Source organism: Rhizobium sp. AN5, from assembly GCF_900215255.1.
In the GTDB taxonomy this organism is placed as follows: Bacteria; Pseudomonadota; Alphaproteobacteria; order Rhizobiales; family Rhizobiaceae; genus Agrobacterium; species Agrobacterium tumefaciens.
The window spans coordinates 1,458,993-1,484,902 of the sequence record NZ_OCMJ01000004.1 but is presented as its reverse complement, the minus strand read 5'-3'; the positions used below and the strand labels follow the sequence as shown (position 1 = coordinate 1,484,902).

The 25,910-nt window shown below is 60.8% G+C and carries 23 protein-coding genes and 1 pseudogene; 14 read left to right on the top strand and 10 right to left on the bottom strand.

All coding sequences use genetic code 11. The features are described from left to right. Positions 1–3: 3 nt before the first annotated feature. The 11 genes from CRP02_RS19810 (at position 4) to CRP02_RS19755 (ending at position 12,711) form a co-directional block, all read left to right on the top strand. On the top strand, positions 4–3,012 hold the full coding sequence (locus CRP02_RS19810; protein WP_097172084.1) for an SPOR domain-containing protein: 3,009 nt from the start codon (positions 4–6) through the stop codon (positions 3,010–3,012). 243 nt (positions 3,013–3,255) lie between these two features. Further along, the gene (gene nagZ / locus CRP02_RS19800) at positions 3,256–4,272 is read left to right on the top strand and encodes a beta-N-acetylhexosaminidase (RefSeq protein WP_097172083.1); all 1,017 of its coding nucleotides are present in this window, start codon (positions 3,256–3,258) and stop codon (positions 4,270–4,272) included. 58 nt (positions 4,273–4,330) lie between these two features. Next, entirely contained in the window at positions 4,331–5,179 is an 849-nt protein-coding gene (locus CRP02_RS19795; protein ID WP_025593638.1) for a segregation and condensation protein A, read from the top strand. Next, the gene (scpB, locus tag CRP02_RS19790; protein WP_097172082.1) at positions 5,169–5,915 is read left to right on the top strand and encodes an SMC-Scp complex subunit ScpB; all 747 of its coding nucleotides are present in this window, start codon (positions 5,169–5,171) and stop codon (positions 5,913–5,915) included. The genes CRP02_RS19795 and scpB overlap by 11 nt, the downstream gene beginning before the upstream one ends. Before the next feature lie 130 nt (positions 5,916–6,045). Next, on the top strand, positions 6,046–6,252 hold the full coding sequence (locus CRP02_RS19785; protein WP_003515599.1) for a twin-arginine translocase TatA/TatE family subunit: 207 nt from the start codon (positions 6,046–6,048) through the stop codon (positions 6,250–6,252). 54 nt (positions 6,253–6,306) lie between these two features. Next, positions 6,307–7,035 carry a Sec-independent protein translocase protein TatB gene (tatB, locus tag CRP02_RS19780; protein ID WP_097172081.1) on the top strand — a complete coding sequence of 243 codons (729 nt, stop codon included), beginning with the start codon at positions 6,307–6,309 and terminating at the stop codon, positions 7,033–7,035. Next, positions 7,032–7,835 carry a twin-arginine translocase subunit TatC gene (gene tatC / locus CRP02_RS19775; protein WP_097102778.1) on the top strand — a complete coding sequence of 268 codons (804 nt, stop codon included), beginning with the start codon at positions 7,032–7,034 and terminating at the stop codon, positions 7,833–7,835. Before tatB ends, tatC begins: the two co-directional genes overlap by 4 nt. A 104-nt stretch (positions 7,836–7,939) precedes the next feature. Then, positions 7,940–9,223, top strand: coding sequence for a serine--tRNA ligase (serS, locus tag CRP02_RS19770; RefSeq protein ID WP_097172080.1), 1,284 nt, complete (start codon positions 7,940–7,942; stop codon positions 9,221–9,223). A gap of 156 nt (positions 9,224–9,379) precedes the next feature. Continuing rightward, the gene (gene surE, locus CRP02_RS19765) at positions 9,380–10,150 is read left to right on the top strand and encodes a 5'/3'-nucleotidase SurE (RefSeq protein WP_097172079.1); all 771 of its coding nucleotides are present in this window, start codon (positions 9,380–9,382) and stop codon (positions 10,148–10,150) included. Positions 10,151–10,158: 8 nt separating this feature from the next. Beyond that, entirely contained in the window at positions 10,159–10,800 is a 642-nt protein-coding gene (locus CRP02_RS19760; protein ID WP_029658770.1) for a protein-L-isoaspartate(D-aspartate) O-methyltransferase, read from the top strand. Positions 10,801–11,145: 345 nt separating this feature from the next. After that, positions 11,146–12,711 carry a peptidoglycan DD-metalloendopeptidase family protein gene (locus tag CRP02_RS19755; protein WP_179784080.1) on the top strand — a complete coding sequence of 522 codons (1,566 nt, stop codon included), beginning with the start codon at positions 11,146–11,148 and terminating at the stop codon, positions 12,709–12,711. A gap of 237 nt (positions 12,712–12,948) precedes the next feature. Here the strand turns inward: CRP02_RS19755 and mobB are convergent, their stop codons facing one another. The 5 genes from mobB to moaA all read right to left on the bottom strand — a co-directional run bounded on the left by mobB (position 12,949) and on the right by moaA (position 17,504). Then, positions 12,949–13,464 carry a molybdopterin-guanine dinucleotide biosynthesis protein B gene (mobB, locus tag CRP02_RS19750; RefSeq protein WP_097172077.1) on the bottom strand — a complete coding sequence of 172 codons (516 nt, stop codon included), beginning with the start codon at positions 13,462–13,464 and terminating at the stop codon, positions 12,949–12,951. Beyond that, positions 13,461–14,087, bottom strand: coding sequence for a molybdenum cofactor guanylyltransferase MobA (mobA, locus tag CRP02_RS19745; RefSeq protein ID WP_097172076.1), 627 nt, complete (start codon positions 14,085–14,087; stop codon positions 13,461–13,463). Before mobA ends, mobB begins: the two co-directional genes overlap by 4 nt. After that, on the bottom strand, positions 14,084–15,283 hold the full coding sequence (locus tag CRP02_RS19740; RefSeq protein WP_097172075.1) for a multidrug effflux MFS transporter: 1,200 nt from the start codon (positions 15,281–15,283) through the stop codon (positions 14,084–14,086). The genes mobA and CRP02_RS19740 overlap by 4 nt, the downstream gene beginning before the upstream one ends. Before the next feature lies 1 nt (position 15,284). Further along, complete coding sequence (locus CRP02_RS19735) at positions 15,285–16,253, bottom strand: DMT family transporter (protein ID WP_097172074.1); 969 nt, start codon at positions 16,251–16,253, stop codon at positions 15,285–15,287. Positions 16,254–16,406: 153 nt separating this feature from the next. Next, positions 16,407–17,504, bottom strand: coding sequence for a GTP 3',8-cyclase MoaA (moaA, locus tag CRP02_RS19730; protein WP_179784079.1), 1,098 nt, complete (start codon positions 17,502–17,504; stop codon positions 16,407–16,409). Positions 17,505–17,589: 85 nt separating this feature from the next. On the opposite strand from moaA, the gene CRP02_RS19725 reads away from it, so the two are divergent. The 3 genes and pseudogenes from CRP02_RS19725 to CRP02_RS19715 all read left to right on the top strand — a co-directional run bounded on the left by CRP02_RS19725 (position 17,590) and on the right by CRP02_RS19715 (position 20,654). Continuing rightward, positions 17,590–17,958: a gamma-butyrobetaine hydroxylase-like domain-containing protein gene (locus CRP02_RS19725; RefSeq protein WP_003515573.1), complete on the top strand. Its 369-nt coding sequence runs from the start codon at positions 17,590–17,592 to the stop codon at positions 17,956–17,958. Positions 17,959–18,180: 222 nt separating this feature from the next. Beyond that, positions 18,181–19,992 (top strand): annotated as a pseudogene (locus CRP02_RS19720) (monovalent cation:proton antiporter-2 (CPA2) family protein). 53 nt (positions 19,993–20,045) lie between these two features. Further along, positions 20,046–20,654 carry a pyridoxamine 5'-phosphate oxidase family protein gene (locus CRP02_RS19715; RefSeq protein ID WP_097172073.1) on the top strand — a complete coding sequence of 203 codons (609 nt, stop codon included), beginning with the start codon at positions 20,046–20,048 and terminating at the stop codon, positions 20,652–20,654. Positions 20,655–20,750: 96 nt separating this feature from the next. On the opposite strand, the gene CRP02_RS19710 is transcribed toward CRP02_RS19715, so the two are convergent. From CRP02_RS19710 to trpD, 5 genes are all read right to left on the bottom strand, one after another. Then, on the bottom strand, positions 20,751–21,821 hold the full coding sequence (locus CRP02_RS19710) for a GGDEF domain-containing protein (protein ID WP_097102764.1): 1,071 nt from the start codon (positions 21,819–21,821) through the stop codon (positions 20,751–20,753). 500 nt (positions 21,822–22,321) lie between these two features. Beyond that, a complete protein-coding gene (gene glp, locus CRP02_RS19705) occupies positions 22,322–23,539 on the bottom strand; it encodes a gephyrin-like molybdotransferase Glp (protein ID WP_097172072.1) in 1,218 nt (405 codons plus the stop codon). Beyond that, positions 23,540–24,031, bottom strand: a complete 492-nt coding sequence (gene moaC / locus CRP02_RS19700; RefSeq protein ID WP_097172071.1) for a cyclic pyranopterin monophosphate synthase MoaC — start codon at positions 24,029–24,031, stop codon at positions 23,540–23,542. It abuts the gene before it with no gap. A gap of 7 nt (positions 24,032–24,038) precedes the next feature. Beyond that, complete coding sequence (gene trpC / locus CRP02_RS19695) at positions 24,039–24,854, bottom strand: indole-3-glycerol phosphate synthase TrpC (RefSeq protein WP_097172070.1); 816 nt, start codon at positions 24,852–24,854, stop codon at positions 24,039–24,041. A 19-nt stretch (positions 24,855–24,873) separates the two neighbouring features. After that, on the bottom strand, positions 24,874–25,908 hold the full coding sequence (gene trpD, locus CRP02_RS19690) for an anthranilate phosphoribosyltransferase (RefSeq protein ID WP_097172069.1): 1,035 nt from the start codon (positions 25,906–25,908) through the stop codon (positions 24,874–24,876). Between the last annotated feature and the right edge of the window lie 2 nt (positions 25,909–25,910).

The following is a 25,910-nucleotide window of genomic DNA, read 5'->3' as shown; positions in this document are numbered from 1 at the left end:
GTAATGGTCGAAAAAAATGTCGCGTATAACCGGGACGCCCGGTCTGAAGGGTTCGCTGACAACGATCCTCTGGCAGAACTGGCGCGTATCGTCGGTTTCGATGAGCGTCCTTCGCATGCGGGTTCCGAAGCTGCGCCACGCGCCGGCTCTGCGGCAACCCGCCGCGAACCCGAATTCAATCTCGAAGACGAGTTGCTTCGAGAGTTCGAGGTTTACGATGCGCCGCATGCCGATCCGGTCGTTCTTGACCCGGCAAACGATGTGCGTGCGGGCATCCACCCCAGCGACTTCATGCAGCGCGTCGAATCGGTTTTCGCCCGCCGCGAGCCTGAGCTTGCACCGGCGGACGAACCCGTGTTCGAGGCAAGTCCCGCGCCCGAAGTGAGCCAGGAGCCGCTTCCCGAGGCCGATCAGGCCTACATTCACAATTACGTCGAGACGTCGACGCAGGACATCCGCGCGGATTTCCGTGACGATGCCGGTGCGGTTGCCGAGGTTTTCGATGTGCATTCGCGCCAGTCGCGCCCTGCCGAGCCGGTGGTTTACCAGCAGGCCGCATGGGAAGAGCAGCAGGCTGTCGAGCCGGCTCAAAGCACATGGCACGCTATGCCTGAGCTTCCGGCCGATGTTTCGAGCAATATTGCGCATTCCGATCAGAGCCATGCGCCTGAGCCGCAGGCTTTCGATCTTGCCGATGAGGTAGAGATCGCCGTCGCCGAAGCGCCGGCACCGATTTCGGTGCGTCCGCCTTCGCATGGTGGCCGTTCTTCGCTGGAATTTTCCAGCCTGCGTCTGCCGCTTGCCAATTTCGGCGCGCGCCGCGATGTTGCGGCAGGTGATCCGAAGCGGATCGAGCCGAGGTCCGAAGCGTTGCCCGCAGCCCGGATCGAGCCACAGGCTGAACCCGTTCCGGCGCCTGAGCCCGTCTTCGTTCAGGCGGAAGAAACCGCACCGACCTTTGCGCCTTCGGTTGCAGAGAAGCCGGTTGAAACAAATCTTTCGCCGATGGACGAACTGATCTACGGCGTTGCGAAATATTCCATTCCCGGACGCGGCGAAGAGCCTGTCGTTCAGGATGCCCCAATCGCACAGGCTGCGCCTATCGTTCCGGCTGCAAGAGTGGAACCGCCGTTGGTTGCCACGGCGCCGGTTGCCGCAGCCCCTGTAAAGGCAGCTCCGGTCGTAGCAGCGCCGCCCGTTCAGGAGCCGGACTTTGGGGATTTTGCAGGTTTCAACGACGATGATTTCGAGCTTGCGCTTGATGATCTCGATCTTGACCTCGATCTTTCCGAAATCGCTGCAGCGGAAGTCGCACCTGCGCCTGTGCCGCAGCCCGTTCGCCAGCAGCCGGTCGCTCCGGTAGCTGTTGCTGCCGCCGTGCCGCAGCCGGTGCGGGAACAGCCAGCACCTCAGCCGCGCCCGGCCCCGGTTGCTGCAATTCCGGTAGCCGCCGCTCCGGTTCAGCCGCGTCCGGTCGCAGCCGCACCGCAACCGGTTGCACCACAAACGCTGGAAAGCCTGCCTTTCGATCCCTCGCAGATCGGTGAGACGGAAGAACATCCGGAAAATATTACCGAGATGGACGTGCCGGAATTGCCGGTTGGCGTTTTCGAACCCAAGCCTGTCGCCCGTCGTCACGAAGAAGACCTTGATATCGACACCGAGCTCGCAACGCTGTTTGCCCCGGCGGTTGCCGGTGGTCTCGACCGTCACAAACATGCGGAAAACCGGGCTGCTGCCCCGCAGTCGCGTCCTCAGGCACAGGGTCCGGAGGAAGTCGACGAGTTTGAGCGGGCGCTGGAAGAAGATTTCCGCCGCTCCATGCAGGAGGCTGCTGCCTCGCGTGGCAATGCGCCGCGCGATGCCGAGAATACCTATGTCGACCATCAGGCGGCCTATCGCGAAGAAGAAGAACGCGGCGGTCGCCGCTGGATCATGCCGGTTGCCGCAGCAATCGGTCTGGTGCTTGTCGGTGGTGGTGTTTACGCGCTGATGTCAGGCGGTTCGTCCGGTGCAGGCTCCAATGGCGCGCCGGTCATCATTTCCGCCGATAACGACCCGATGAAGGTGGTGCCGGAAAATCCGGGTGGCCGCGTCGTGCCCAATCAGGACAAGGCGGTTTACGACCGCGTGGCCGGTGGTAGCGCTGCCGATCCGAAGCAGCCGGCGCTGATCTCCAGCAACGAAAAGCCTGTCGATGTGGTCCAGCGTACGCTGATACCCGAACAGCTGCCGCTGGAAGGCGAAAACGACGCGGACATGGAAGCCACCGGCACGCCGGTTGGCGAGACTGAAGATCCGCGCCTGCTTTCGCCGGAAGAAAAGGCCAGCCAGAACGAAGGTGCCGGTGCGACGGGCGTTTCGCCGCGCAAGGTTCGCACCATGATCGTCAAGCCTGATGGTACGCTGGTTGCACAGGAAGTCGATGCGCCTGCTGCCCAGCCACCGAAGGCAGACAAGGTCGCGGAGCTTGCTGCACCGCAGGCAGCCAAGCCGGGTGAGGGCGCTCCCGCCGTCATCGCCGCTTCGCGTGTTCCGGTTGCGCCTGAACACCCGCAGGCCAATACGCCAGCCGCTTCCTCCACACCGGCCTCGCAGTCGGCTGCGCCCGTTCCTTCGGCGCGTCCGTCCGCACAGCCTTCCAATGTGGTGGCAACGGTGACCAATCAGGGCAACGTCCGTCCTGCTGCAACTGCTCCGGCCCAGCCGCAGGCTGCACAGCAGCAGACAGCCGCCGCCATGCCCGCAGCAACGAGCGCGCCGTCTTCGGGTGGTTATTACATCCAGATTGCGTCCCTGCCGAGCCAGGCGGAGGCCCAGAAGTCCTACCAGAACATGTCGGCCAAGTTCGGTTCGGTCATTTCTGGTCGAGGCGTCGACATCAAGGCCGCTGAGATCGCCGGCAAGGGCACGTTCTACCGCGTCCGCATCCCGGCGGGTGACAAGAACGAAGCCGTGGCGCTGTGCGAAAAGTTCCGCGCAGCGGGTGGCAGCTGCCTGGTGGCGCGCTGATAGCGGCTGATCCGGTTGAGTGAAGATTGGGGGCTGCCGTCTGAGGCAGCCCTCGCAGTGGGGAAAGGCTTTCCTCACATTCGACGTCATCCTCGGCCCCGTGTCGAGGATCTGCCAACGTTTCGCCAACCGGTCGGTTGCAGATGCTCGGGACAGGCCCGAGCATGACGGCGGAGGGGTTGTCGACTTATCCCCGACGCCTTGCGGTATAAGGCCATTTCCCCATTCTGTGAGCGTGACATCATGACCGATTGCAAAGCTATGATCCTCGGATGCGGTGGGCTTACGCTTTCCGCTGACGAGATTGCCCTTTACCGCAATGAGCGGCCCTGGGGTTTCATTCTATTCGGGCGCAATATCGGTGATGCGCAACAGATTACCGATCTCGTCGCCTCAATGCGCGATGCCGTCGCGCGGCCGGATGCACCGGTTCTGATCGATCAGGAAGGCGGGCGCGTTCAGCGCATCAAGCCGCCGCTTTTGCAAGCCTATCCGAATGCCCGCATTCTCGGCGAAATATACGAGCGTGACCGCGAGGAAGGCCTGCGCGCGGCGTGGTTGATGTCGCGTCTGCACGCTTTCGATCTCATGAAATTCGGCATCAATATCGATTGCCTGCCGGTGCTCGACGTGCCGGTGGAAGGCGCCAGCAACGTCATTGGCAACCGGGCCTATGGCTACAGCGCGACCATGGTGGCGGAGATGGGGCAGGCAGCGGCTGACGGCCTCAAGGCGGGCGGCATGTTGCCTGTCATGAAACACATGCCGGGCCACGGTCGCGGCATGGTGGATTCGCACCATGAATTGCCTGTTGTCGATGTGCCGCTGGACGAGCTGGACGCCCATGATTTTGTGCCATTCCGCGCGCTGAACCTTGAATTGATGGCGATGAGCGCGCATCTGGTGTTCAACGCCGTCGATCGGGAGCGTCCGGCAACGACCTCGCCAAAGGTGATCGAGGAGATCATTCGTGGGCGAATCGGCTTTGACGGTATGTTGATGTCCGACGACAGTTCCATGAATGCGCTTAAGGGCACGCTTGGCCAGCGTGCCGCGAATATTGTTGCGGGCGGCTGCGATATAGTCTTGCATTGCAACGGCGTGATGGGTGAAATGCTTGAGGTCGTGAAGGAGGTTCCCGTTCTTTCCGGCCGTTCGCTGGAGCGGGTGCGGGCCGTGGAAGCGGGTTTTCCCGCCACTGATGCCTCCGACGAAGCCGAACTGAGAGCCGAATTTAACGCCATGTGGGCCGTTTCCTGACAATCGGGCGGCGGGCCGGTACTCGGGACGACAGGCCGGACGCCCGGCGGATGGAACAATGGCAGCAGACAAGTCTCGCACTTCAACGCCTATGGACAAGCTCTGGCAGGATGTGACGCCCGAGCGGCTGACGGGCGAGGCCGGGCTGGTGATCGATGTCGCGGGTTTCGAAGGCCCGCTCGATCTGTTGCTACACCTTGCCCGCACGCAGAAGGTCGATCTGTCGCGCATTTCGGTGCTGGCGCTTGCCGAGCAATATCTGCAATTCGTGGAAACAGCCCGCCGCGTGCGCATCGAGCTTGCGGCCGACTATCTGGTGATGGCGGCCTGGCTTGCCTTCCTCAAGTCCAAGCTTCTCATTCCGCAGCAGGCGAAGGATGACGGCCCCTCCGGCGAAGAAATGGCCGCGACGCTGGCCTTCCGGCTGAAACGCCTGGAGGCGATGCGGGAGGCGGCTGAACGCCTCGTCAACCGCGCCCAGCTTGGCCGCGATATCTTCGCCCGTGGCGCGCCTGAGCATATTCCGCATATCAACCGCTCGGCTTACGAGGCTAACCTCTACGATCTCCTGAGCGCCTATGCCAATCTGCGGCAAAGGCAGGCCATCACCCAGGTCACAATTGAAAAGCGGCAGGTCTGGTCGCTGGTGGAAGCCCGGGAACTTCTGAACAGTCTGCTCGGGGATGTCGGCGAGTGGACGGTGCTCGACCAATATCTGCTGCAATATGTGCCTGACCCAGCGATGCGCGTGACGGCAATCGCCAGCGCCTTTGCCGCCTCGCTGGAGCTGGTGCGCGAAGGATCGCTGCAAATCCGGCAGGAGGGCGCGTTCCAGCCCATCTATATGCGCAGGAGCGAGCGAGATGACCGCGCGCCGAATGCCGAAAGGACTGATAATGACGCATGACGACGAGACCGGCGAAGCCGCCATCGTGGCAGATGGAGTGGCGGATGTGGTTGGGGCCGAACCCCTGGTATTTTCCGAGCGTCAGCTGAAGGAAGCCGAGCGCATTGCCGAAGCGCTGGTCTTTGCCTCGGCCGAACCGGTTTCAGTTGCCTTCATTGCCGAGCGCCTGCCCCGTGGCATGGATGTCGTTGCCATACTCCACGGGCTGAAGGCGGCTTATGGCGAGAGGGGTGTCAATCTGGTGCAGGTGGGCGGGCAATGGGCGTTCCGCACGGCCGGCGATCTCTCCTTCGTCGTCCATTCTGAGGAAAAGGAACCTAAAAAGCTTTCGCGTGCGGCGCTGGAGGTTCTGGCGATTGTGGCGTATCATCAACCGGTGACACGCGCCGAAATCGAGGAAATCCGTGGTGTGCAAACCTCGCGCGGTACGCTCGATGTGCTGATGGAAGCGGGTTGGGTGCGTTTCAGGGGCCGCAGGCGCACGCCGGGCAGGCCGGTGACGATCGGCACCACGGTGGAGTTTCTCGATCATTTCGGCCTTGAGGAGTTGCGGGACTTGCCGGGCCTGGAGGAACTGAAGGGTGCGGGCCTGCTGTCGGGCCGTATTCCTTCCAATTTCGGCGTGCCTTTGCCGATGATGAGCGACGAATTGCGCGAAGACGAAGACCCGATCACGCAGCTCGATCTGGAAGAGTTGGGCCTGCTTGCACCTGGTGGCGGCGATGGTGACGATTGATATCGTCTTCATGCGGATGACAAGGCACGAAAACTTTATGCCCACTGCCTGTTGAAGCAACGATTTGTTGTTTGAAAAAGCCTTTCAAACGTCTTACATCGTCTGAAAGCGAAATTCAGGAGTTTCAGTTATGGGTTCTTTTAGTGTGTGGCATTGGCTGATCGTGCTGGTGATCGTTCTCGTTCTATTCGGACGCGGAAAGATCCCGGAACTGATGGGCGATGTCGCCAAGGGCATCAAGAGCTTCAAGAAGGGCATGGCTGACGAAGATCAGACTCCGCCGCCAGCCGATGTCAACGCGAAGACTGTTGACCACAAGGCTGACGAGATCAAGTAAGCGGCTTGAACCTGCTTGTTTTGAGACTGGCGCTAGGGTCTCGGGAGCGTTTTGATGTTTGATATCGGTTGGAGCGAGCTTCTGGTGATCGCGGTCGTGTTGATCGTGGTCGTCGGTCCGAAGGACTTGCCGCCCATGATCCGCGCCTTCGGTAAGACGATGGCCGGCCTTCGCAAGATGGCGGGGGATTTCCGCACGCAGTTCGACGAGGCCTTGAAAGAGGCGGACATGGACGATGTGCGGCAGACGATCTCCGATGTGCGCAATCTCAACCCGACCAACTCGCTGCGCGATGCGATGAACCCGCTTCGCCAGCTCGGCAACGAGATCAAGTCCGATCTCCAGAAGGCGACAGCCGCTCCCGATGCGATGTCGTCGACAGCAGCACCTGCAACAAGTGAGCCGGTGGCTCCGCTTGTCAGCGCGCCGGAGCCCGAGATGAAGCTTCCGGATGTGGCGCCTGCGGTGGTTCCCACGCCTTCTGCATCTGCGCCGGTTACTGCGGTTGCTGCTGCGGAAGAAAAGCCGAAGCGGGCGCGTGCGAAATCTGTTGCGACCGTTGAAGCCGAAGCGGTTGCCGCCAAGCCGAAACGCACCACCCGCAGCAAGCCTGCCGCAGCGCCTGTTGAAGAAGCTGCTGTCTTGAAGCCGACCGTGAAAGCTGTCGCCAAAAAGGTTGCCGTCAGGAAAGCGGCAGCGGAGAAGGCGGTTGCCGTTGCGGATGCCAAGCCGGCCAAACCGGCAAGAACTAAGGCTGCAAAGCCGAAAAAGGATGAAGCATGAGCGGGGACATCGAGGATAAGCCGCAGCCGCTTATCGAGCACCTCATGGAGTTGCGCACGCGGCTGATCTGGGCGCTCGGTGCGTTCTTCATCGCCTTTATCGGCTGTTTTGCCGTTGCCAAGCACCTCTTCAACCTGCTCGTCATTCCCTACAAGTGGGCGGTCATCTGGGCGGGGCTGGATGTGGCGAAATCATCGCTGATCTATACGGCGCCGCAGGAATTCTTCTTCACGCAGATCAAGGTTGCCATGTTCGGTGCCATGGTGATCTCCTTTCCGGTGATTGCCTCGCAGCTCTATAAATTCGTGGCGCCGGGCCTCTACAAGAACGAGCGCGCGGCCTTCCTGCCGTTCCTGATCGCTTCGCCGATCCTTTTCCTCATCGGCGCGGCGCTCGTCTATTTCTTCTTTACGCCCATGGTCATGTGGTTCTTCCTCGCCATGCAGCAATTGCCAGTAGATGGTGAGGTGGCGATTTCCCTGATGCCGAAGGTGTCGGAATATCTCAGCCTCATCATGACGCTGGTTTTGTCCTTCGGCCTGGTATTCCAGCTGCCTGTCGTCACCACGCTTCTGGCGCGGGTCGGGATTCTGACCAGCGACTGGCTGCGGGAAAAGCGCAAGTTCGCCATTGTCATGGCCTTCGTGGTTGCGGCCGTGCTGACGCCGCCAGACCCCATGTCCCAGATCGGTCTTGCGCTACCTGCGATCATTCTCTACGAGATTTCCATCTACATGGCTCGACTCGTGGAGAGGAAACGTGCTGCGGAATCCAAAAGCACGGAGCTGGAAGAGACCTGACGCTTCGCCACGGTCTTCCTGCTCATCAAATCTCCTCGCGCCGGGCCTTTCGCCCGGCGTTTTGCTGATAAAACGCGAGCGACCAACAATAGTCTGGAACGACGATGCACGACATTAAATGGATACGCGAAAACCCCGAAGCCTTTGATGCAGCACTTGCACGGCGCGGCGCAGAGCCTGCCGCAAGCAGCCTGATCGCTCTCGACGAAAAGCGCCGGTCCGTCATCCAGTCCCTGCAGGACATGCAGTCGCGTCGCAATGCTGCTTCAAAGGACATCGGCGCCGCCATGGCGCAGAAGAACATGGAGCTGGCGGAAAAGCTGAAAGCGGAAGTCGCCGACATCAAGGAAAACATGCCGCGCGCCGAGGAGGAGGACCGCCAGGTTACCGCCGAGCTTAACGACGCCCTGTCGCGCCTGCCCAATATACCTTTCGACGATGTTCCTGACGGTAAGGACGAACACGACAATGTGGTGACCCGCGTGGTCGGCCAGAAGCCAGGCTGGAACCATGAAGCAAAGGAGCACTTCGAGATTGGCGAAGCGCTCGGCTACATGGATTTCGAGCGGGCTGCCAAGCTTTCCGGCTCGCGCTTCACCGTGCTGACCAGCCAGCTGGCGCGTCTGGAACGGGCGCTCGGCCAGTTCATGATCGACCTGCACACCTCGGAACATGGCTACACGGAAGTGTCTTCGCCGCTGATGGTGCGTGATGAGGCGATGTTCGGCACCGGCCAATTGCCGAAGTTTTCCGAGGATCTGTTCAAGACCACTGATGGCCGCTGGTTGATCCCGACGGCGGAAGTGACGCTGACCAACCTGGTCTCCGGCGAAATTCTCGAGCAGGAAAAGCTGCCGCTGCGCTTCACGGCACTTACGCCGTCCTTCCGTTCGGAAGCGGGTTCTGCCGGCCGCGACACACGCGGCATGCTGCGCCAGCACCAGTTCTGGAAATGCGAACTCGTCTCCATCACCGACGCGGAAAGTGCTGTTGCCGAGCATGAGCGCATGACGGCCTGCGCCGAAGAAGTGCTGAAGCGTCTTGGCCTGCATTTCCGCACCATGACGCTGTGCACCGGCGATATGGGTTTCAGCGCGCGCAAGACCTACGATCTGGAAGTGTGGTTGCCGGGCCAGAACACCTACCGCGAAATTTCGTCCTGCTCCGTCTGCGGCGATTTCCAGGCGCGGCGCATGAATGCGCGTTATCGCGGTAAGGACGACAAGGCGACGAGGTTCGTGCACACGCTGAACGGCTCCGGCACCGCAGTCGGCCGCTGCCTGATCGCCGTTCTCGAAAATTACCTGAACGACGACGGTTCTGTCACAATTCCGGACGTGCTGCTGCCCTATATGGGCGGTCTGACACGGATCGAGAAGGCGGCCTGAGGGAGCGCAGCGTCGTGCTATTGGAAGGAGAATCTTCCAATTACGCCGACGTCATCCTCGGGCCTGTCCCGAGGATGACGTTGAGAGAACTGCACACCTCACTGCCGGTGGGGAGGATGCTCCGTCCCTGAAGACATGAAAAGCGGAGAGAGAAACATGCGGATTTTGCTGACCAATGACGACGGTATCCACGCCGAAGGGCTCGCGGTGCTGGAGCGTATCGCGCGCACGCTGTCCGATGACGTCTGGATCGTGGCGCCCGAGACCGACCAGAGCGGGCTTGCTCACTCCCTGACTCTCTCCGAGCCGCTGCGGCTGCGCAAGGTTTCCGACAAGCATTTCGCGCTGCGCGGTACGCCGACCGATTGCGTCATCATGGGCATCCGTGAAGTTCTGCCGGAAAAGCCCGATCTCGTACTCTCAGGTGTCAATGCCGGCGCCAATATGGCTGACGATGTCACCTATTCCGGCACGATTGCCGGCGCCATTGAAGGCACGCTGCAAGGGGTGCGGTCCTTCGCACTCAGCCAGGCTTTCAGCCATGCCGAAGGCCGTGTCGTGCCGTGGGAGGTGACCGAGACCCACGCGCCGGATCTGCTGCGCAAACTGATGAATGTGGAATTGCCTGATGGCACCTTCCTCAATCTCAATTTCCCCAATTGCGCACCTGATGATGTGCAGGGTGTATCCGTCACCGGGCAGGGCAAGCTCGATTTCGGCCTGACGGTGGAGGAACGCCAGGATGGCCGCGGTCTTCCCTATTACTGGCTGCGCTTTGGCGAACGCCTCGGCACCTTCCGCGAGGGCACGGATATCCACGCTTTGAAGCACGGCAAGATTTCGGTCACGCCGCTAAAGCTTGACCTTACGGATTACACGGTCAAGGATCGGGTTGCGCAAGCACTTGGATTCGGAGTCGCCGATTGAAATCCGCAATGGTTGAAAAGGAAGGTTTTGCCGCTCTCGTTCTCCGCTTGCGGGGCGAGGGGATTTCCGATCTCGACCTTTTGACGGCGGTCGAACAGACGCCGCGCTCGAGATTCGTGCCACCGCAATTCGCCGCTGATGCCTATTCCAGCCGCACAATCCCGATCGACTGCGGCGCCTTCATGGAAGGCGCTGACATGGCGGTGAAAATCCTGGCCCGCCTGCAATTGAAGCCGGGCCAGCGCGTGCTGGAAATCGGCACCGGCAGCGGTTTCATGACGGCGATCATCGCGCGCCGGGTCGAGCGCGTCTTTTCGCTGGAGCGCTACAAGACGCTGGTGCAGCAGGCGCAGAACTGTCTGGACGATCTTTCCATCCGCAATGTCGTCATCCGCCAGGCGGATGGCAGCAACGGTCTGGTGGGCGAGGGCACCTTCGACCGAATCGTCGCCACCGCCGCCTTTACCACCATGCCCCGCTTTTTCGCCGAGCAGATCGTCTCCGGCGGTATGATGATCGCGCCGATCATTCTGGAAGACGGGCGTTGCGTGATGACGCGCTTCTCCAAGACCGGCAGCCGCTTCGAGAAGGAAGAGCTGTTCGAGACGCCCTATCTGCCGCTTGGCAGCCATATTGCGCGGCATTTGTGACAAAATGAAAATATCGAAGGCGATTAATTTTCGTCTTAGAATATTCTAAATTATCACAACCAACTGATTTTCCATAATAATATTGTTCCGACATGACACATGCCGTTTTCGTCATGGTTATCGAAGTGTCAAAAAAGCGCCGAGCGGCTTAACGTTTTAACGGCGTGGTAACACTAACGCGCTTTAATCATAAACATCGACGCATGGTTTTCCCGGGATCGGGAAATGGGCCTTGCAAGAAGTGAAATTTGTGCCGGATCGACCTCGATGCGGCGGGTTGGCGTCAGTGTAGATCGAGTTATGCGTATGAGACATTCGTCTAAAATCGGAAAATCAGTCGCAAAAATGTTCGCAGCGGCATTGCTGGCAAGCGTCGCAACGGGCTGTAGCTCGGATGCAACGCGGTTCAGCGGCCTCTTTTCCAGTGGACCGGATCGGATGACGACAGCGTCAATTCCAGCCCGCCAGGGCAGCGGTGCTTATGCGCAGGCCCCGGTCCCGCAAGGCGACATGAACGGTGGTTATGCCTCTGCGGCACCCCAGGGCGGCTACGCCAATCAGAATATGGCGGCCAACTCCTATCCGTCTTCCGGCGGTTACGGCGGTGGCGTTCAGCCTTCGACCGCCCGTTCGGCTTCGGCCTCTCCGGTGCAGCGCTCCGAGCTGTCGGCTCCGCAAGCGGTGGCAAGCCGCGACCCGTCGACCCGCAACGAGGCGATGGCCCAGCCTTTCCCGTCCGCACAACGACCAGCCGCTCCGTCTCTCGCAGCACCTGCACAGCAGGCCGCCGCTCCCGTTGCCGACAATCTCACCACCGCAACTGTCCGTTCCGACAAGAACGGCTGGCATACGGATGGCGCCTCTTCGGTAACGCTGCGTCCGGGTGAAAGCATCGCGACGATCTCCAACCGCTACGGCGTTCCCGAAAAGGAACTGCTGCGGGTCAACGGTCTGAAGACCGCGGCTTCCGCGCAGGCTGGCCAGTCGATCCTTATTCCGAAATTCGGTCAGGCCCGCAATGCCGCCAAGGCTGCGGCCGGTGACATTGCGCTCAACCGCAACGGCGACGAGCCGAACCCGCTGCGTGGTCCAGACCAGAAGGTAGCCGTGCTGCCCTCGCAGAGCGTTGCCCGCGACAAGGTTTCGGCTGAAAACGGCAAGCTCACACCTCCCGGTGGCAAGCCTATGCCGCCAGCCGGTGGTTACAAGGTTCAGCCGGGCGACAGCCTGGCAAAGATCGCCCGCGAAAACGGCGTTTCGGTTGCAGCCCTCAAGGCCGCGAACGGCATTTCCACCGAAAGCATCCGTGTCGGCCAGACACTTGCCATGCCGGGTGCTTCGACCGACGCCATCAAGACAGCCTCCGTACCCGCAAAGGAAGCGGCCAAGGCAGTGGAAACCGCATCCGCCAAGCCGGAACCCTACAAGGCTCCTGCCGCAGCTGCGACCGTACCATCCGCTCCTGCCGCAACGGCAAGCGTTGGCGATATCGAGAAGAAGTCCGATATGGCCTCGCTCGCTCCGGAATCCACGGGCATCGGCAAATATCGCTGGCCGGTTCGCGGTGCTGTCATCAACAATTTCGGCGACAACGTCGAAGGCAGCCGCAACGATGGCATCAACATCTCCGTTCCGGAAGGCACGCCAATCAAGGCCGCCGAAAACGGTGTGGTCATCTATGCGGGCAATGGCCTGAAGCAGCTCGGCAACACGGTTCTCGTCCGCCATGACGACGGCAAGGTCACCGTTTACGGCAACGCCGCCAATCTCGACGTGCAGCGCGGCCAGAAGGTTCAACGCGGCCAGACCATCGCCACGTCAGGCATGACCGGCAGCGCCAAACGTCCTCAGGTTCACTTCGAAGTTCGCAAGGATGCGACGCCGGTGAACCCCTCCGGTTTCCTTGAATAGGTATTGCGTCTCAAGGATTGATCAAGCCGGGTTAAGAGCCCGGCTTTTTCATTTTGGATTTGCCTTTACCACCGTCAGCCGGACTTGATTCGGCATCCAGTCGACACGCGTCTGCGTGGCGGAGAGAGCCTTGTCAGCACAGGCACTCGGGCTGGCTGGATACCGGCTCAAGGCCGGTATGATGGACTTGGGGATGCGGCCCAAGCGCCAAAGCCGCCCCGATCCGCTATGCCTTTGCTACGAGCGCACCAACCCAACCGTCTTCTCGATGAAGTCCGCAATCGTGGCGGTATCATCGAGGTCGAAGACGGGAAGGGTGGTGTCGGTCACCGCGTGGTCAGCGGCAATTGCGATGATGTGCGGATCGCTTCCGGCAAGCGGTTCGGTCTTGGCAGCTTCCAGCCGGCGCGCCTCGATCTTCGGCACCGGCTCGTACTTGTAACCCTCGATCAGTACGAGATCGCAAGGGGCGAGGCGGGAGAGGATTTCCTCGAAGGACGGTTCGGCTTGCCCGCGCAATTCATGCATGATGGCAAAGCGGGTGCCGGAGACGATGGTGACCTCGTGCGCGCCCGCCTGACGGTGACGCCAGCTATCGGCGCCGACCTTGTCGATATCAAAATCATGATGGGCGTGCTTGATGGTGGAGACGCGATAGCCGCGCGCGGTGAGTTCGGTGACGATGCGCACCGCAAGGCCGGTCTTGCCCGAGTTTTTCCAGCCGGCAATACCGAAGACCTTTTGGCTCATCATGGTTCCATGCTCTCCAGATAGCTTCGAGCGAGCGCCAGTTCATCCGGCGTGTTGATGTTGAAGAACGGATCGAGGCTGCCCTTGGCCGTTTCCAGCGGCGGGAAGGCGATACCGATCGTGACGTGTCGTGCAAGATAGGCGCGGATGCGCCGGTTTGCATCGTTCTTCAGCCATTCCTCCAGATCGTCGGCGAGCGCCACGGGCCATAGCGCAAAAACCGGGTGCAACTGGCCGCTGGAGGCGGCGATGACGATTGCGTCTTCGGCTATGTGTTCGCACAGGCGGGCCACGAGATCTTCGGGAAAGAACGGGCTGTCGGCGGGCACTGTCAGGAAGTGGCTTTTCCGGGCGTGATGGTTCTGGAAATGCCGCATGCCGGCGAGAACGCCGGCGAGCGGCCCGGCATGGCCGTTCACGGTGTCAGGCAGCAACGGCAGGCCGAAGCTTTCGGCCCAGCCATTCGCGGCATTGATGGTGACATCTGACACCTGTGGTGCGATGCGACGCACGACATGGGAAAGCAGCGGTTCGTCGCCCAGCATCACGGTCGCCTTGTTGGTGCCCATCCGCCGCGACAGGCCGCCGGCAAGCACGAGACCGGGTATTTCAAATCGCGCCGTCATTGCCGCTTTTCCTGCAGCCTTACGATATAGGTGGTGAGGAGGGCGACAAGGCCGGTCGCCAGCATCACGAGAAGAAGCGGCCAGGTTCCGTCCTCTTTGGACAGAACAGACGAGGCAAGCACGGAAAGTGCCGCACCGCCGCCGATGGTCATTGCGCCGCCGAGACCGGAGGCGGAGCCTGCCAGATGCGGCTGGACGCTGACCATGCCTGCATTGGCACTTGGCAGGGTCACACCATTTCCTACACCAATGAGCGCAAGCGGCACGAAAAACGCATAGGGGCTTTCCGCCCCAGTTGAGATCAGCGCTATGGCTGCGACAATGCCGGCGATGGCGACGACATTGCCCGACAGCATCATGCGGGTGATACCAATCTGGCTCGCATAACGGCCGGAGACGAAGTTGCCGAGCATGTAGCCGCTGGCCATGAAGAAGAATTGCAGGCCGAGCATGGCCGGGGCAAGGCCATAAAGCACGCTGCCGACGAAGGGTGCGCCGCCTAGAAACGAAAAGAACATGCCCGACGAGAAGGTCGAGGTCAGCGCATATCCCCAGAAGAGCGGCGAGCGCAGAAGTTCCGGCCAGGCGTGGAACTGCTGCGAGAAGCTTGCCGATCTGTTGTGATTGGTCTCGCCGAGATCAAACCAGGCGAGCACCAGAATGCCGACCCCGAGCAGGGCAAGAAGTGCAAAGCTGGACTGCCAGCCGGAGATATCGTTGAGCAGACCGCCGACCGTTGGGCCGACCATCGGCACCACTGACATGCCCATGGTTACATAGCCGATCATCGAAGCGGCCTGTTCCATAGGGACCATGTCGCGCACGATGGCGCGCGCGAGCACGAAGCCGGAAACGACGGCCGCCTGCGCCACACGCCCGATCATGAAGACGGTGATATCGGGCGCCAGCATGCAGACGAGCGTGGCGAGGATCATTATCGCGATGCTGGCAAGCATGACGGGCCGGCGTCCGAAGAGATCGGATAGCGGGCCGATGAGCAGTTGCAGGCAGGCGGTGGCGGCAAGATAGCCGGACACGGCAAATTGCATCACGGCGTAATCGGTCTCGAAATGGAGCGCCATCGCTGCAAGCGAGGGCAGGAACAGGTTCATGCAGAGCGCCGCGACGCCGGCGATGACGACGAGCGTGATGATGTGGGGCGGGGTGGTGCGATCGAGAAAGCGGGCGTTTTTCATGTCATTCTCCCGCTTTTTTCGTAAAGGCAGCTTTCGTTACGGAAGCTGGCCGCACGGTGGTCGCGGCAGTGGGCGTGGCAGCAGAGCGCTTGGCCATCTGCGAGCGCTTGCGCAGGCTTTCGCGGTAGAAGGTGTAGAGGCCCGAGCCGATGACGATCACGGCGCCGACGATTGTAAAGCTGTCGATACTCTCATTGAAGAAGAACACACCGATCATGAAGCCCCAGAGCAGGCTGGTGTAACGGAACGGCGCGACGAAGGAGATTTCGCCGGTTCGCATTGCCAGAATGATCGCCTGGTAACCGACCAGCACCAGAACGGCAGAACCGGCCAGATGCGACAGGATCATGAAGTTCATCGGCTGCCAGCCGCCGAAGGGCTGGATCAGCAGACCACCCACCGCCATGTTGACGGAGGCGGTAACGAAGGTGACGGCGAGCGAAGGGACATCCGCATACATCTTGCGGGTCAGAAGATCGCGCGCGGCGGTGACCGCCAGCGACGCGACGACCAGCAGCGCGCCTGAGGTGAAGCCTTCCGGGCCGGGCCGGATGATGACGAGCACGCCAATGAAGCCGACGATGATCGCCGCCCAGCGCCGCCAGCCGACGGGCTCGCGCAGGAACAGTGCGGCACCCAGCGTGACGATCAGCGGCAGGGACTGCAATATGGCCGATGCGTTGGAAAATTCTATGAGTCCAAGCGCCGTCAGATAGAGAACGGCGGCTGTCACTTCGCAGAGACAGCGCAGGATGATAATGGGGCGCATCAGGGTTTTCAGCGGCCGGAGCGCGCCGAAGTGCCGGGCGGCAATATAGATCAGCACCACCGTGAGGATGCCGCGCACGAACATGATCTGGCCGGTATTGATGTAGGGTGTGACGGATTTCGTCAGGGCGTCGTTGGCCGTAAAGCTTGCCATGGCGAGCGCCATCAGAAGGGCGCCGCGCGTATTGTCCGTCAATGCCATTTCATACTGTCCCAGACCATGCGCAGCCTAACCCTAAATTCCTCTCAGGGGTCGCCCGCCGGGCGGGACCGCGCATTCCTCCATGCCAAGAGACCTGACACGGCCAAGCCGGCATTTCAACCGCTTAAATGGGTGGGTGGACGAGAAACAGGTTCAGCCGCCGGTCACACTCATATGGCGGGCGACAGCGGGGCGCTTGTGGGTGCGGTCGATGATGAAATCATGCCCTTTCGGCTTGCGCAGAATGGCCTCGTCTATGGCGCCCGAGAGATAGGCGTCGCTGTCGGAAGCGCGCAGCGCCGTGCGAAGGTCGGCGGCATCGTCCTGCCCGAGACACATATAGAGCGTGCCGGTGCAGGTGAGGCGGACGCGGTTGCAGCTTTCGCAGAAATTATGGGTCATGGGTGTGATGAAACCGAGCCTGCCGCCGGTTTCCTTCACCGTCACGTAGCGGGCAGGGCCGCCGGTCTGGTAGTCGTTGTCAACAAGCGTGAAGCTTCGTTCCAGATCGGCGCGCAGCCTGGAAAGCGGCAGGTAGCGATCGGTTCGATCTTCCTCGATCTCGCCCATCGGCATGGTCTCGATGACAGTCAGGTCCATACCGCGACCATGGGCGAAACGCATCAGCTCGGGAATTTCAGTCTCGTTGAAGTCCTTCAGCGCAACGGCATTGAGCTTGACCTTGATGCCGGCGGCCTGTGCGGCATCCAGCCCTTCCATCACACGGTCGATATCGCCCCAGCGGGTGATTTCGCGGAATTTCTGCGGGTCCAGCGTATCGAGCGAGACGTTGATGCGCCGCACGCCGCAATCGGCGAGTTCAGCGGCGAATTTGGCAAGCTGCGAACCGTTGGTGGTCAGCGTCAGTTCATCCAGCGCGCCGGTGCCAATATGGCGGCCAAGGTTCCTCACCAGCATCATGATGTTCTTGCGCACCAGCGGCTCGCCGCCGGTCAGCCTCAGCTTGCGCACGCCCCGTTGAATGAAGACGGAACAGAGCCGGTCGAGTTCCTCCAGCGTCAGAAGGTCCTTCTTCGGCAGGAAGGTCATGTGTTCGGACATGCAGTAGGTACAGCGGAAATCACAGCGGTCTGTCACGGAAACGCGCAGGTAGGTGATGGACCGGCCGAAAGGGTCCACCATCGGTGCTTTGTTTTCCGTCAGGGACTGCGCTCTTTCGAGCGATCCGGGGAAACTGTTCACGTCTCCGTCCTCACTGCGCGATGCGCCGGGCACAAGATTGCCGGGCATGTGCCTTACAGGTGATGTAGTGACTTGCCTATCGCGAGGCAAGTCCGTAATTCTGACGCATAAGACGAGCTTGCGGAAGTGAAAAATGAGTGATGCCTGGCCGACTGAACTGCTTGTGTCGAAAGACCGGCGGCAACTGACCGTTTCCTTCGATGACGGAAGCGTCTACCGGCTTGGTGCCGAGATGCTGCGTGTGCTTTCACCCTCCGCGGAAGTGCAGGGCCACGGGCCGGGCCAGAAGGTCACTGTTCCCGGCAAGCGCAACGTGACGATCCGCTCGATGATGGCGACGGGCAATTATGCCGTGCGTATCGTCTTCGACGACGGCCATGACAGCGGCATCTTTACCTGGAGATATCTGAAGGAACTGGGAGAGACCGGCGACGCATCGTTTGCCGATTATGAGCGACAGCTCGCCGAAAAGGGCTTGAGCAGGGAACCGCTATCCCGGTAGGCGGGCGCAAGGCCTGCGGACACTCCCCACCCTCATTCCTGTGACAAGCACAGGAATGAGGGGAGAAGGGCAGCGGCATCTGAAGCCCGCATGCCTTATGGACAAATAACCCGTTGAATCTGCGCATCGTCCTTCTGTAAAATCATTTTCGATTTTCATACTGATGCGCTAGGAAGTGAGGGAGGGAACACCCTCGTTCTATCAATTTAAACGGGGTGATGTGTGGCGGTCGAAGCGAACGGAAATGATCTGGCCCAGGTGGTCGTGCTTTTGGCGGCGGGCGTGGTGGCCGCGCCGATTTTCAAGCGCATCGGCCTCGGTTCGGTGCTGGGTTATCTGGCCGCCGGCCTGGTGATCGGGCCATATGGCTTCGGTTTCTTCTCCGATTCGCAGGCGATCCTTCATATCGCCGAACTCGGCGTGGTGATGTTCTTGTTCATCATCGGCCTTGAAATGCAGCCTTCACGGCTGTGGTCCATGCGGCAGGATATTTTCGGGCTTGGCGCGCTGCAGGTGCTGGTCTGTATGGCGGGTCTGACGATGGTTGGCGTCAGTCTCGGCTTTCCGCTCATCATGTCATTCGTCGCCGGTACCGGCTTCGTGCTGACTTCCACGGCAATCGTCATGCAGATGCTGCAGGAACGCAACAGCATGTCCAGCCTCAAGGGCCAGCGCATCATCGCCATCCTGCTGTTTGAGGATCTCGCCATCGTGCCGCTTCTGGCGCTCGTTGCCTTCCTCGGTGCTGGTGGTGAGCACGTCACACCCTCGGAGCGCTGGATTTCCGTCGGCATCGCGCTTGCCGCCGTCGGCGCGCTCATTCTGGCCGGGCGTTATCTTCTCAACCCTTTCTTCCGCCTGCTGGCGGCGTCCGGCGCGCGCGAGGTGATGACGGCCGCCGCCCTGCTCGTGGTGCTCGGTTCGGCGCTGTTGATGCAGGTCAGCGGTCTTTCCATGGCGATGGGCGCGTTTCTGGCCGGTGTGCTCCTGTCCGAATCGTCGTTCCGCCATCAGCTGGAAGCCGATATCGAGCCGTTTCGCGGTATTCTGCTCGGCCTGTTCTTTCTTGGCGTCGGCATGGCGATCGATCTTGCCGTCATTGCATCGAACTGGCAGCTCGTGGTCGTTAGCGTCGCAGGTTACATGCTGCTCAAGGCATTCCTGATCTACGGCGTGGCGCGGGCGCTCGGCACCACCAGGCGCGAAAGTCTGGAGCGGGCCGTGTTGATGGCACAGGGTGGCGAATTCGCCTTCGTGCTCTATTCCGCCGCGGTCAGCGCCGGCATCCTCGACCGCGAAGCCAACGCCATCCTGACGGCGACCATCATCATCTCGATGGTGCTGACGCCGCTGATGGTCATTCTGCACGACCGGCTGGTGCCGGCGGCCGTTCCGAAAACCGATGATCTCGACGTGCCGGAAAATGTCGAGGGCAGCATTCTGCTGATCGGTTTCGGGCGTTTCGGCCAGATCGTCAGCCAGCCTCTTCTCGCGCGTGGTTACACGCTGTCGCTGATCGACAAGGATGCCGACTTCGTGCGCGATGCTGCGGAATTCGGTTTCAAGGTCTATTATGGCGATGGCTCACGCGCGGAAATCCTGCATGCCGCCGGGGCAAGCACCGCGCGTGCCGTGCTGATCTGCGTCGACGACAAGGAAGCCGCTGTGCGGATCGCGGAGATCGTCAAGCATGAGTTTCCGCTGGTTCCCGTTCTTGCCCGTGCCTACGACCGTGGCCACGCAATCGATCTTGTGAAGGCCGGCGTGGATTAACAGATCCGCGAGACGCTGGAATCGGCGATGAATTTCAGCGAGGAAGTGCTTGGCGCCATGGGCGAAGAGCGGGAAGATGCTGCCCGTCTGGTAGAGGAATTCCGCGATCGCGACGAGGAACGTTTCGCGATGGAAGTCGTCGGCGGCATTTATGCGGGCCGGTCGCTGATCCGCGGCAATTCCCAGCCGGCGGACCTCGTTGCTGCACGCACCGCGCGCGAGCGGGCGGAGCGGGAAAAAGCGGAAGCGGCAGAGGAATAACACACCCTGATTTATGGGTGGTGGCAGATTGATTGCAGGAGTTGGAGCCGACAATGACGGTCATTCGCACGGTTGAGGAATTGAAGGCCATTTACGATGGCACAAGCGAGGCATCTATCGCGAAGGTGACAGCCACGCTGACCGCCGAATACCGGCAGATGATCGAGGCTTCGCCATTTCTGGCGCTGGCGACTGTCGGGCCGGAAGGCATGGACTGTTCGCCGCGCGGCGACAAGGGCGGTGTGGTAAGGGTGGCCGACGACAGGACGGTGCTTTTGCCCGACTGGCGCGGCAACAACCGCGTCGATTCGCTTTTGAACATCGTGCGCGATCCACGTGTGGCGCTGATGTTCCTGATCCCGGGATCGAATACGACGATGCGCATCAACGGCCGCGCTGTCGTTTCGGTCGAACCCGATCTGCTGCAAAGCTTCGAAATGGACGGTAAACACCCGCGCACCGTCATTGTGGTCGAAATCGACGAGGTCTATTTCCAGTGCGCGAGGGCCTTGATGCGCTCGGAACTGTGGAACCCAGACAACTTCGTGGAACCCACATCGCTGCCCACACCCGGCAGCCTGCTTAAAGCCGCCAAGGCGGAGTTCGATCAGGAGACTTATGATCGCGAATGGGCGGTGCGGGCGGCGAAGACGATGTGGTGACGTGTCTTTTGCCGCAGCAGCAGGTGCTCACGTAATGGGGCGTGAGGGCGGAGAGAGCACTGCATTCAATATGCTCCCTGACCGGCGCCATCCTTCTCACGTCCGATAAATCAGCCAGTTCTTGCCGATATAGTTCTTCTGCATGCCGTCCTCGTAAATGACGGAACGGTTCCTGCCGGTTTCCTTGGCGTGGTAAAGTGCCATATCAGCATGTCCGTAAAGTTCGCCCGGATTGTTTGCCTGCGAGGCGGAGGCGAAGCCGATCGAGATCGTCACCGTACCGTAGTCGGCGCCCGATCTTGAATTGCGGAACGGTGTGCTTTCCAGCGACAGGCGGATGCGCTCACAGATCACCATGACTTCTTCCGGCGTATTGCCATCAAGAATAATCGCGAATTCCTCGCCGCCGCTTCTGGCGACGAAGCCATCCTTGCGGACATTGGCGCGGATGACGGAGGCGACGGTGGCCAGTATCTTGTCGCCGACCGGGTGGCCGAACGTATCGTTGATCCGCTTGAAATGGTCGATGTCGAGCAGGATGAGCGTCGTATATTGCAGGCCGATGGAGCTGTTGTAGACGGAGGCCAGCCTGTCATCGAAAGCGCGACGGTTGGAAAGGCGCGTCAGCGAATCGGTGTTGGCGATGCGCTTGTATTCATCCAGCTCCAGACGCACCTGGTGCATTTCTTCGGCATGGCGGTTGACGTCGTTGAACGCCTTTTCGCCATCGATGATTTTCGAGCCGGTGGCCTCGGCCAGCAGCGCGACCGCATTTTTCAGGATATTCGTGCTCGAGACGGTCTTGTCGTCAATGCGCTGACGGGTTTCGCCAAGAATTCTATTGTAGTTCTCGATGGAGGACTGCTCGCGCCTCAGCGTTCCGAGAAGTGCCTCCAGTTCACGCCGCAGCTTCTCATGCGCGTCGTCGATCGAGGCCGTGGGATTGCCTTCCCCGTACCGTGTGGACAGTTCGTCCAGATCCTCCTGCGTCACCCGGTTTCCCAGTGCCGCCAGATCCCTCGTCAGCGCCGGGTTCGAGCCGATATAGGCTTCGTAAAAAAGGCTATAGTTGCGCGGGATCGGCGAAACACCCATGCTCCGCATGGCGTAGGCAATCTGCCCGGCGATGTCGGGCCCCGTGGATTTGGGCGTGGATGCCGTGTTCATCAAGAAACTCCAGTGAGTCTGCTTATCGACTATGATTATTATTATGTAGGTCGTTTTGGAAAGCTTAATTTATGGGAAACTAATTTTTGTTCCCTGAAATTTGATCTTCGGCAATTTTTATCTTATTTAGCTGATAATTATAAGTAATTCTCATTTCTAGGAAGTTCCGGAGTTTTTTGATTTCTACTGCTCGTCTTGGTGCCAGCTTCGTATTTATTCTGTCAATCCCGATAGTGATTTTAGGATGATTTATTTCGGCACAACAACGCAGGGTGATAGTCGGGAGATGGTTGAGGCGCGGAGTTTTTCATCTGGCAAGACGCCGCTTATAAGCAACGAACTTCTTCGCGCATGTCCGGATACAGCAACGTTACAGTTTTTATTACGTCGTCTCAACAGGAGTGGCTGCAGCCCGTCTCATTTCTGTGACTACTTGCGGTGGAAATTGCGTAAGATTTTGAAACAATGCGTTGTTTTGTCTGCCGCCGGAATATGTCCCGTCAGGCTCTAAGCCGAATTACCGAGCATTCCGCACCGGCGTCAACTGCCGGCGCATTTGGCGGGCGCACGATCAGGCCGTCGGAATGGGCCAGTATGTTCATCATGGATGAATCCTGTTTGGCATAGGCTTGCGCCACCAGAGCGCCGTTGTCATCGGCGCTGAAACGGGCGCGAAGATAATCCTGCCGGTGATCGTTCGCCTTCAGCGGTGTGGCGGTCCAGGCCGTGGTGACGCGTTGCGGCGGAATCCGGCGGGCGATTCTGTGGAGCAGTGGCTCGAGGAACAGCAGGCCGCAGACGAGGCTAGCGACTGGATTTCCTGGCAGGCCCAGAACCTGCATGGCATCGATGGCGCCCACCATCAGCGGTTTTCCAGGACGCATGGCAATGCGCCAGAAATCGAGCTGCATGCCTTCGGCCTTCAATGCCGCCTGAACGAGATCATGGTCGCCGACAGAGGCGCCGCCGAGCGTCACCAGCACATCGGCCTTTGCCGCGACGGCCTTGCCGATGGCGGCGCGGATCAGCGTGTCGTTGTCGGCGATGATGCCGAGATCGAGAACCTCCGCACCGGCTGCCCGCGCAAGTGCGGCGACACCGAAGGTGTTCGAGGCGATGATCTGGGCGGGAAGGGGCGTGCTTCCGGGCGGCAGCAATTCGTCGCCGGTGGCAAGGATCGCGACCAGCGGCTTGCGATAGACGGCAAGCGCTGCGTGATTCATCGCCGCTGCAACGGTGAGATCGGTGAAGCCGAGTTCGCGCCCACACTTCAAAACCGTGTCGCCCTCGGCAAAATCCTGTCCGCGCGGGCGAATGTGTCGCCCGGCGGTGACGTCGAAAGCGGTGCGGATTTTGCCCTCGCCGAGAAGCTCGGCATCTTCCTGAATGAGAATGGCATCCGCACCCGCTGGCACCGGTGCGCCGGTAAAGATACGCACGGCCTCGCCTTTACCCACCGTGCCCGGGAAAGCGTGGCCTGCGGCAGCCTGGCCGATGACGGTGAGGACTGACCCGATTTGTGGCGCATCGGCACTGCGCAGCGCATAGCCGTCCATGGCAGAGGCATCGAAAGGCGGCTGGGTCAGACGCGCCGCAAGGTCAGCCGCAAGGACGCGGCCATCGCATTCGGCGAGCGGCAGGGTCTCGCTGTCAACCACCGGAACCGCCGCCTCCAGAAGGCGCGTTACGGCCTCATCCACGGGCAGCAGTGGCTTCATTCAGGTCTCCTGTCGCCGGAAATCGCCCGACTTGCCGCCGCTCTTTTCGAGAAGGCGGATATTGACGATCTCCATCGCCTTGTCGGCGGCTTTGGCCATGTCGTAAATGGTCAGGCAGGCGATGGACACGGCGGTCAGCGCCTCCATCTCCACGCCGGTCTTGCCGGAAAGCTTCACCATGGCCTCCACCCGCAGGCCGGGCAGGGCGGCGTCTTCGATAATGTCCACCGCTACCTTGGTCAGCATCAGCGGGTGGCAGAGCGGAATGAGGTTGGCCGTCTGCTTGGCTGCCATGATGCCTGCGAGCCGGGCTGTGCCGATGACGTCACCCTTCTTGGCATTGCCATCGCGGATGAGCGCCAGCGTTTCCGGCTTCATCTTCACAAAGCCTTCGGCAACGGCGACACGGATGGTCTCGGCTTTGTCGCCGACATCGACCATATGGGCCTCGCCGCTCGCATCGATATGGGTGAGCTTTGTCGCCTCGCTCATCGGCGCATCATTCCGCCGCCAGAACGCCGGATTGGCCGGTCAGCAGGGTTTTGGTAGCCGCCGCCACGTCGTCCTTGCGCATCAGGCTTTCGCCGACTAGGAAGGTGCTGATGCCGCTCTTTTCGAGGCGCTGGCAATCCTCATAGGTGAAGATTCCACTTTCGCCGACCAGCAGCTTATCGGCGGGCACGAGGCCCGCCAGTTTCTCGCTGGTTTCGAGGCTGACCTCGAAAGTGCGCAGATTGCGGTTGTTGATGCCGAGAAGCGGCGAGGCGAGCTTCAGCGCCCGTTCGGTTTCTTCCGCATCATGCACCTCGACCAGCACGTCCATGCCGAGTGAAAAAGCCTCGTCTTCAAGGCGTTTCGCCTCATCGTCGGAAAGAGACGCCATGATGAGCAGGATGCAGTCCGCGCCCCAGGCGCGGGCCTCATGCACCTGATAGGTGTCGAACATGAAATCCTTGCGCAGTGCAGGCAGCGCGCAGGCATTGCGGGCAGTCGTCAGAAATTCCGGCGCACCCTGAAAGCTCGGCGTGTCCGTCAGCACGGAAAGACAGGCGGCGCCACCAGCCTCATAGGCGGCGGCCAGTGCCGGCGGATCGAAATCCGGGCGGATCAGCCCCTTGGAGGGGCTGGCCTTCTTGATTTCGGCAATCAGCCCGAATTTGCCCTCAGCCTGCTTTGTCCGCAGCGCTTTGTAAAAACCGCGCGGCGCAGTCTGGCCGGCGGCCATCGCCTTGAGATCGGCAAGTGAAACCCTGGCCTTGGCGGCGGCGATTTCCTCGCGCTTGTAGATCTCGATATTTTTCAGAATGTCGCTCATGGTTTCGCTCTCATTCCTTTTAATTGTCGGCCTGCCCGGAGACTGTTTCATTGGAGACGGCGACCAGACGGTCAAGCGCTGCTGCCGCCGCGCCGCTGTCGAGCGCTTCGCTCACGGTCGTCATCGCCTCGCCAAGCGTTTCGGCCTTGCCGGCAATGACGAGGGCTGCTGCGGCGTTGCATAGCGATACGTCGCGATAGGCGTTGCGCTTGCCGGACAGAACCTCGCGAAGTGCCGCTGCATTGGCAATGCCGTCGCCGCCCTTGAGGTCTTCCATGGAAGCAGGTTCAACACCGAAATCCTTCGGCGTCAGGTCGAAGGTGCGGATCTTGCCGTTTTCAAGCGCCGCCACATGGGTGACGCCTGTCGTCGTGACTTCATCCATGCCGTCGCCATGTACGACCCAGATGCTTTCCGAGCCGAGATCGCGCAGCACTTCGGCAAGCGGCACCAGCCAGCGCGGCGAAAAGACGCCGAGCAACTGGCGCTTTGCGCCCGCCGGGTTGGAAAGCGGGCCGAGCAGGTTGAAGATGGTGCGCGTGCCAAGTTCGACGCGGCTTGGACCGACATGGCGCATGGCGGAATGGTGCAGCTGCGCGAACATGAAGCCGAGTCCCGCCTCACTGATGCAGCGGGCAATGAGATCAGGGCCGATATCCAGCTTTACGCCAAGCGCGGACAGCGCATCCGCCGTGCCGGATTTGGAGCTCAGCGCCCGGTTACCGTGCTTGGCAACCGGAAGGCCCGTGCCGGCAACGATGATCGAGGCGAGCGTCGAGATATTGTATGTGCCGATGCCGTCACCGCCGGTTCCGACGATGTCGATGGCATTTTCGGGGGCCGAAACCGGCAGCATGCGCGCGCGCATGGAGGAGACGGCGCCGACAATTTCGTCCACCGTCTCGCCGCGCACGCGCAGTGCCATCAGGAAACCGCCGATCTGCGACGGGGTAGCTTCGCCCGACATCAGAATGTCGAAAGCGGCCCGGGATTCCTCACGGTTCAGGCTTTCCCCGTTTGCGACCTTTGCGATCAGCGGTTTCAGTTCGGCCATCG

Excerpts from the sequence above, each read along its gene's own strand:
- CRP02_RS19810 (WP_097172084.1), top strand. The coding sequence starts at position 4 with ATGGTCGAAAAAAATGTCGCGTATAACCGGGACGCCCGGTCTGAAGGG.
- nagZ (WP_097172083.1), top strand. The coding sequence starts at position 3,256 with ATGACCGATTGCAAAGCTATGATCCTCGGATGCGGTGGGCTTACGCTT.
- CRP02_RS19795 (WP_025593638.1), top strand. The coding sequence starts at position 4,331 with ATGGCAGCAGACAAGTCTCGCACTTCAACGCCTATGGACAAGCTCTGG.
- scpB (WP_097172082.1), top strand. The coding sequence starts at position 5,169 with ATGACGCATGACGACGAGACCGGCGAAGCCGCCATCGTGGCAGATGGA.
- CRP02_RS19785 (WP_003515599.1), top strand. The coding sequence starts at position 6,046 with ATGGGTTCTTTTAGTGTGTGGCATTGGCTGATCGTGCTGGTGATCGTT.
- tatB (WP_097172081.1), top strand. The coding sequence starts at position 6,307 with ATGTTTGATATCGGTTGGAGCGAGCTTCTGGTGATCGCGGTCGTGTTG.
- tatC (WP_097102778.1), top strand. The coding sequence starts at position 7,032 with ATGAGCGGGGACATCGAGGATAAGCCGCAGCCGCTTATCGAGCACCTC.
- serS (WP_097172080.1), top strand. The coding sequence starts at position 7,940 with ATGCACGACATTAAATGGATACGCGAAAACCCCGAAGCCTTTGATGCA.
- surE (WP_097172079.1), top strand. The coding sequence starts at position 9,380 with ATGCGGATTTTGCTGACCAATGACGACGGTATCCACGCCGAAGGGCTC.
- CRP02_RS19760 (WP_029658770.1), top strand. The coding sequence starts at position 10,159 with ATGGTTGAAAAGGAAGGTTTTGCCGCTCTCGTTCTCCGCTTGCGGGGC.
- CRP02_RS19755 (WP_179784080.1), top strand. The coding sequence starts at position 11,146 with ATGTTCGCAGCGGCATTGCTGGCAAGCGTCGCAACGGGCTGTAGCTCG.
- mobB (WP_097172077.1), bottom strand. The coding sequence starts at position 13,464 with ATGATGAGCCAAAAGGTCTTCGGTATTGCCGGCTGGAAAAACTCGGGC.
- mobA (WP_097172076.1), bottom strand. The coding sequence starts at position 14,087 with ATGACGGCGCGATTTGAAATACCCGGTCTCGTGCTTGCCGGCGGCCTG.
- CRP02_RS19740 (WP_097172075.1), bottom strand. The coding sequence starts at position 15,283 with ATGAAAAACGCCCGCTTTCTCGATCGCACCACCCCGCCCCACATCATC.
- CRP02_RS19735 (WP_097172074.1), bottom strand. The coding sequence starts at position 16,253 with ATGGCATTGACGGACAATACGCGCGGCGCCCTTCTGATGGCGCTCGCC.
- moaA (WP_179784079.1), bottom strand. The coding sequence starts at position 17,504 with ATGCCCGGCAATCTTGTGCCCGGCGCATCGCGCAGTGAGGACGGAGAC.
- CRP02_RS19725 (WP_003515573.1), top strand. The coding sequence starts at position 17,590 with ATGAGTGATGCCTGGCCGACTGAACTGCTTGTGTCGAAAGACCGGCGG.
- CRP02_RS19715 (WP_097172073.1), top strand. The coding sequence starts at position 20,046 with ATGACGGTCATTCGCACGGTTGAGGAATTGAAGGCCATTTACGATGGC.
- CRP02_RS19710 (WP_097102764.1), bottom strand. The coding sequence starts at position 21,821 with ATGAACACGGCATCCACGCCCAAATCCACGGGGCCCGACATCGCCGGG.
- glp (WP_097172072.1), bottom strand. The coding sequence starts at position 23,539 with ATGAAGCCACTGCTGCCCGTGGATGAGGCCGTAACGCGCCTTCTGGAG.
- moaC (WP_097172071.1), bottom strand. The coding sequence starts at position 24,031 with ATGAGCGAGGCGACAAAGCTCACCCATATCGATGCGAGCGGCGAGGCC.
- trpC (WP_097172070.1), bottom strand. The coding sequence starts at position 24,854 with ATGAGCGACATTCTGAAAAATATCGAGATCTACAAGCGCGAGGAAATC.
- trpD (WP_097172069.1), bottom strand. The coding sequence starts at position 25,908 with ATGGCCGAACTGAAACCGCTGATCGCAAAGGTCGCAAACGGGGAAAGC.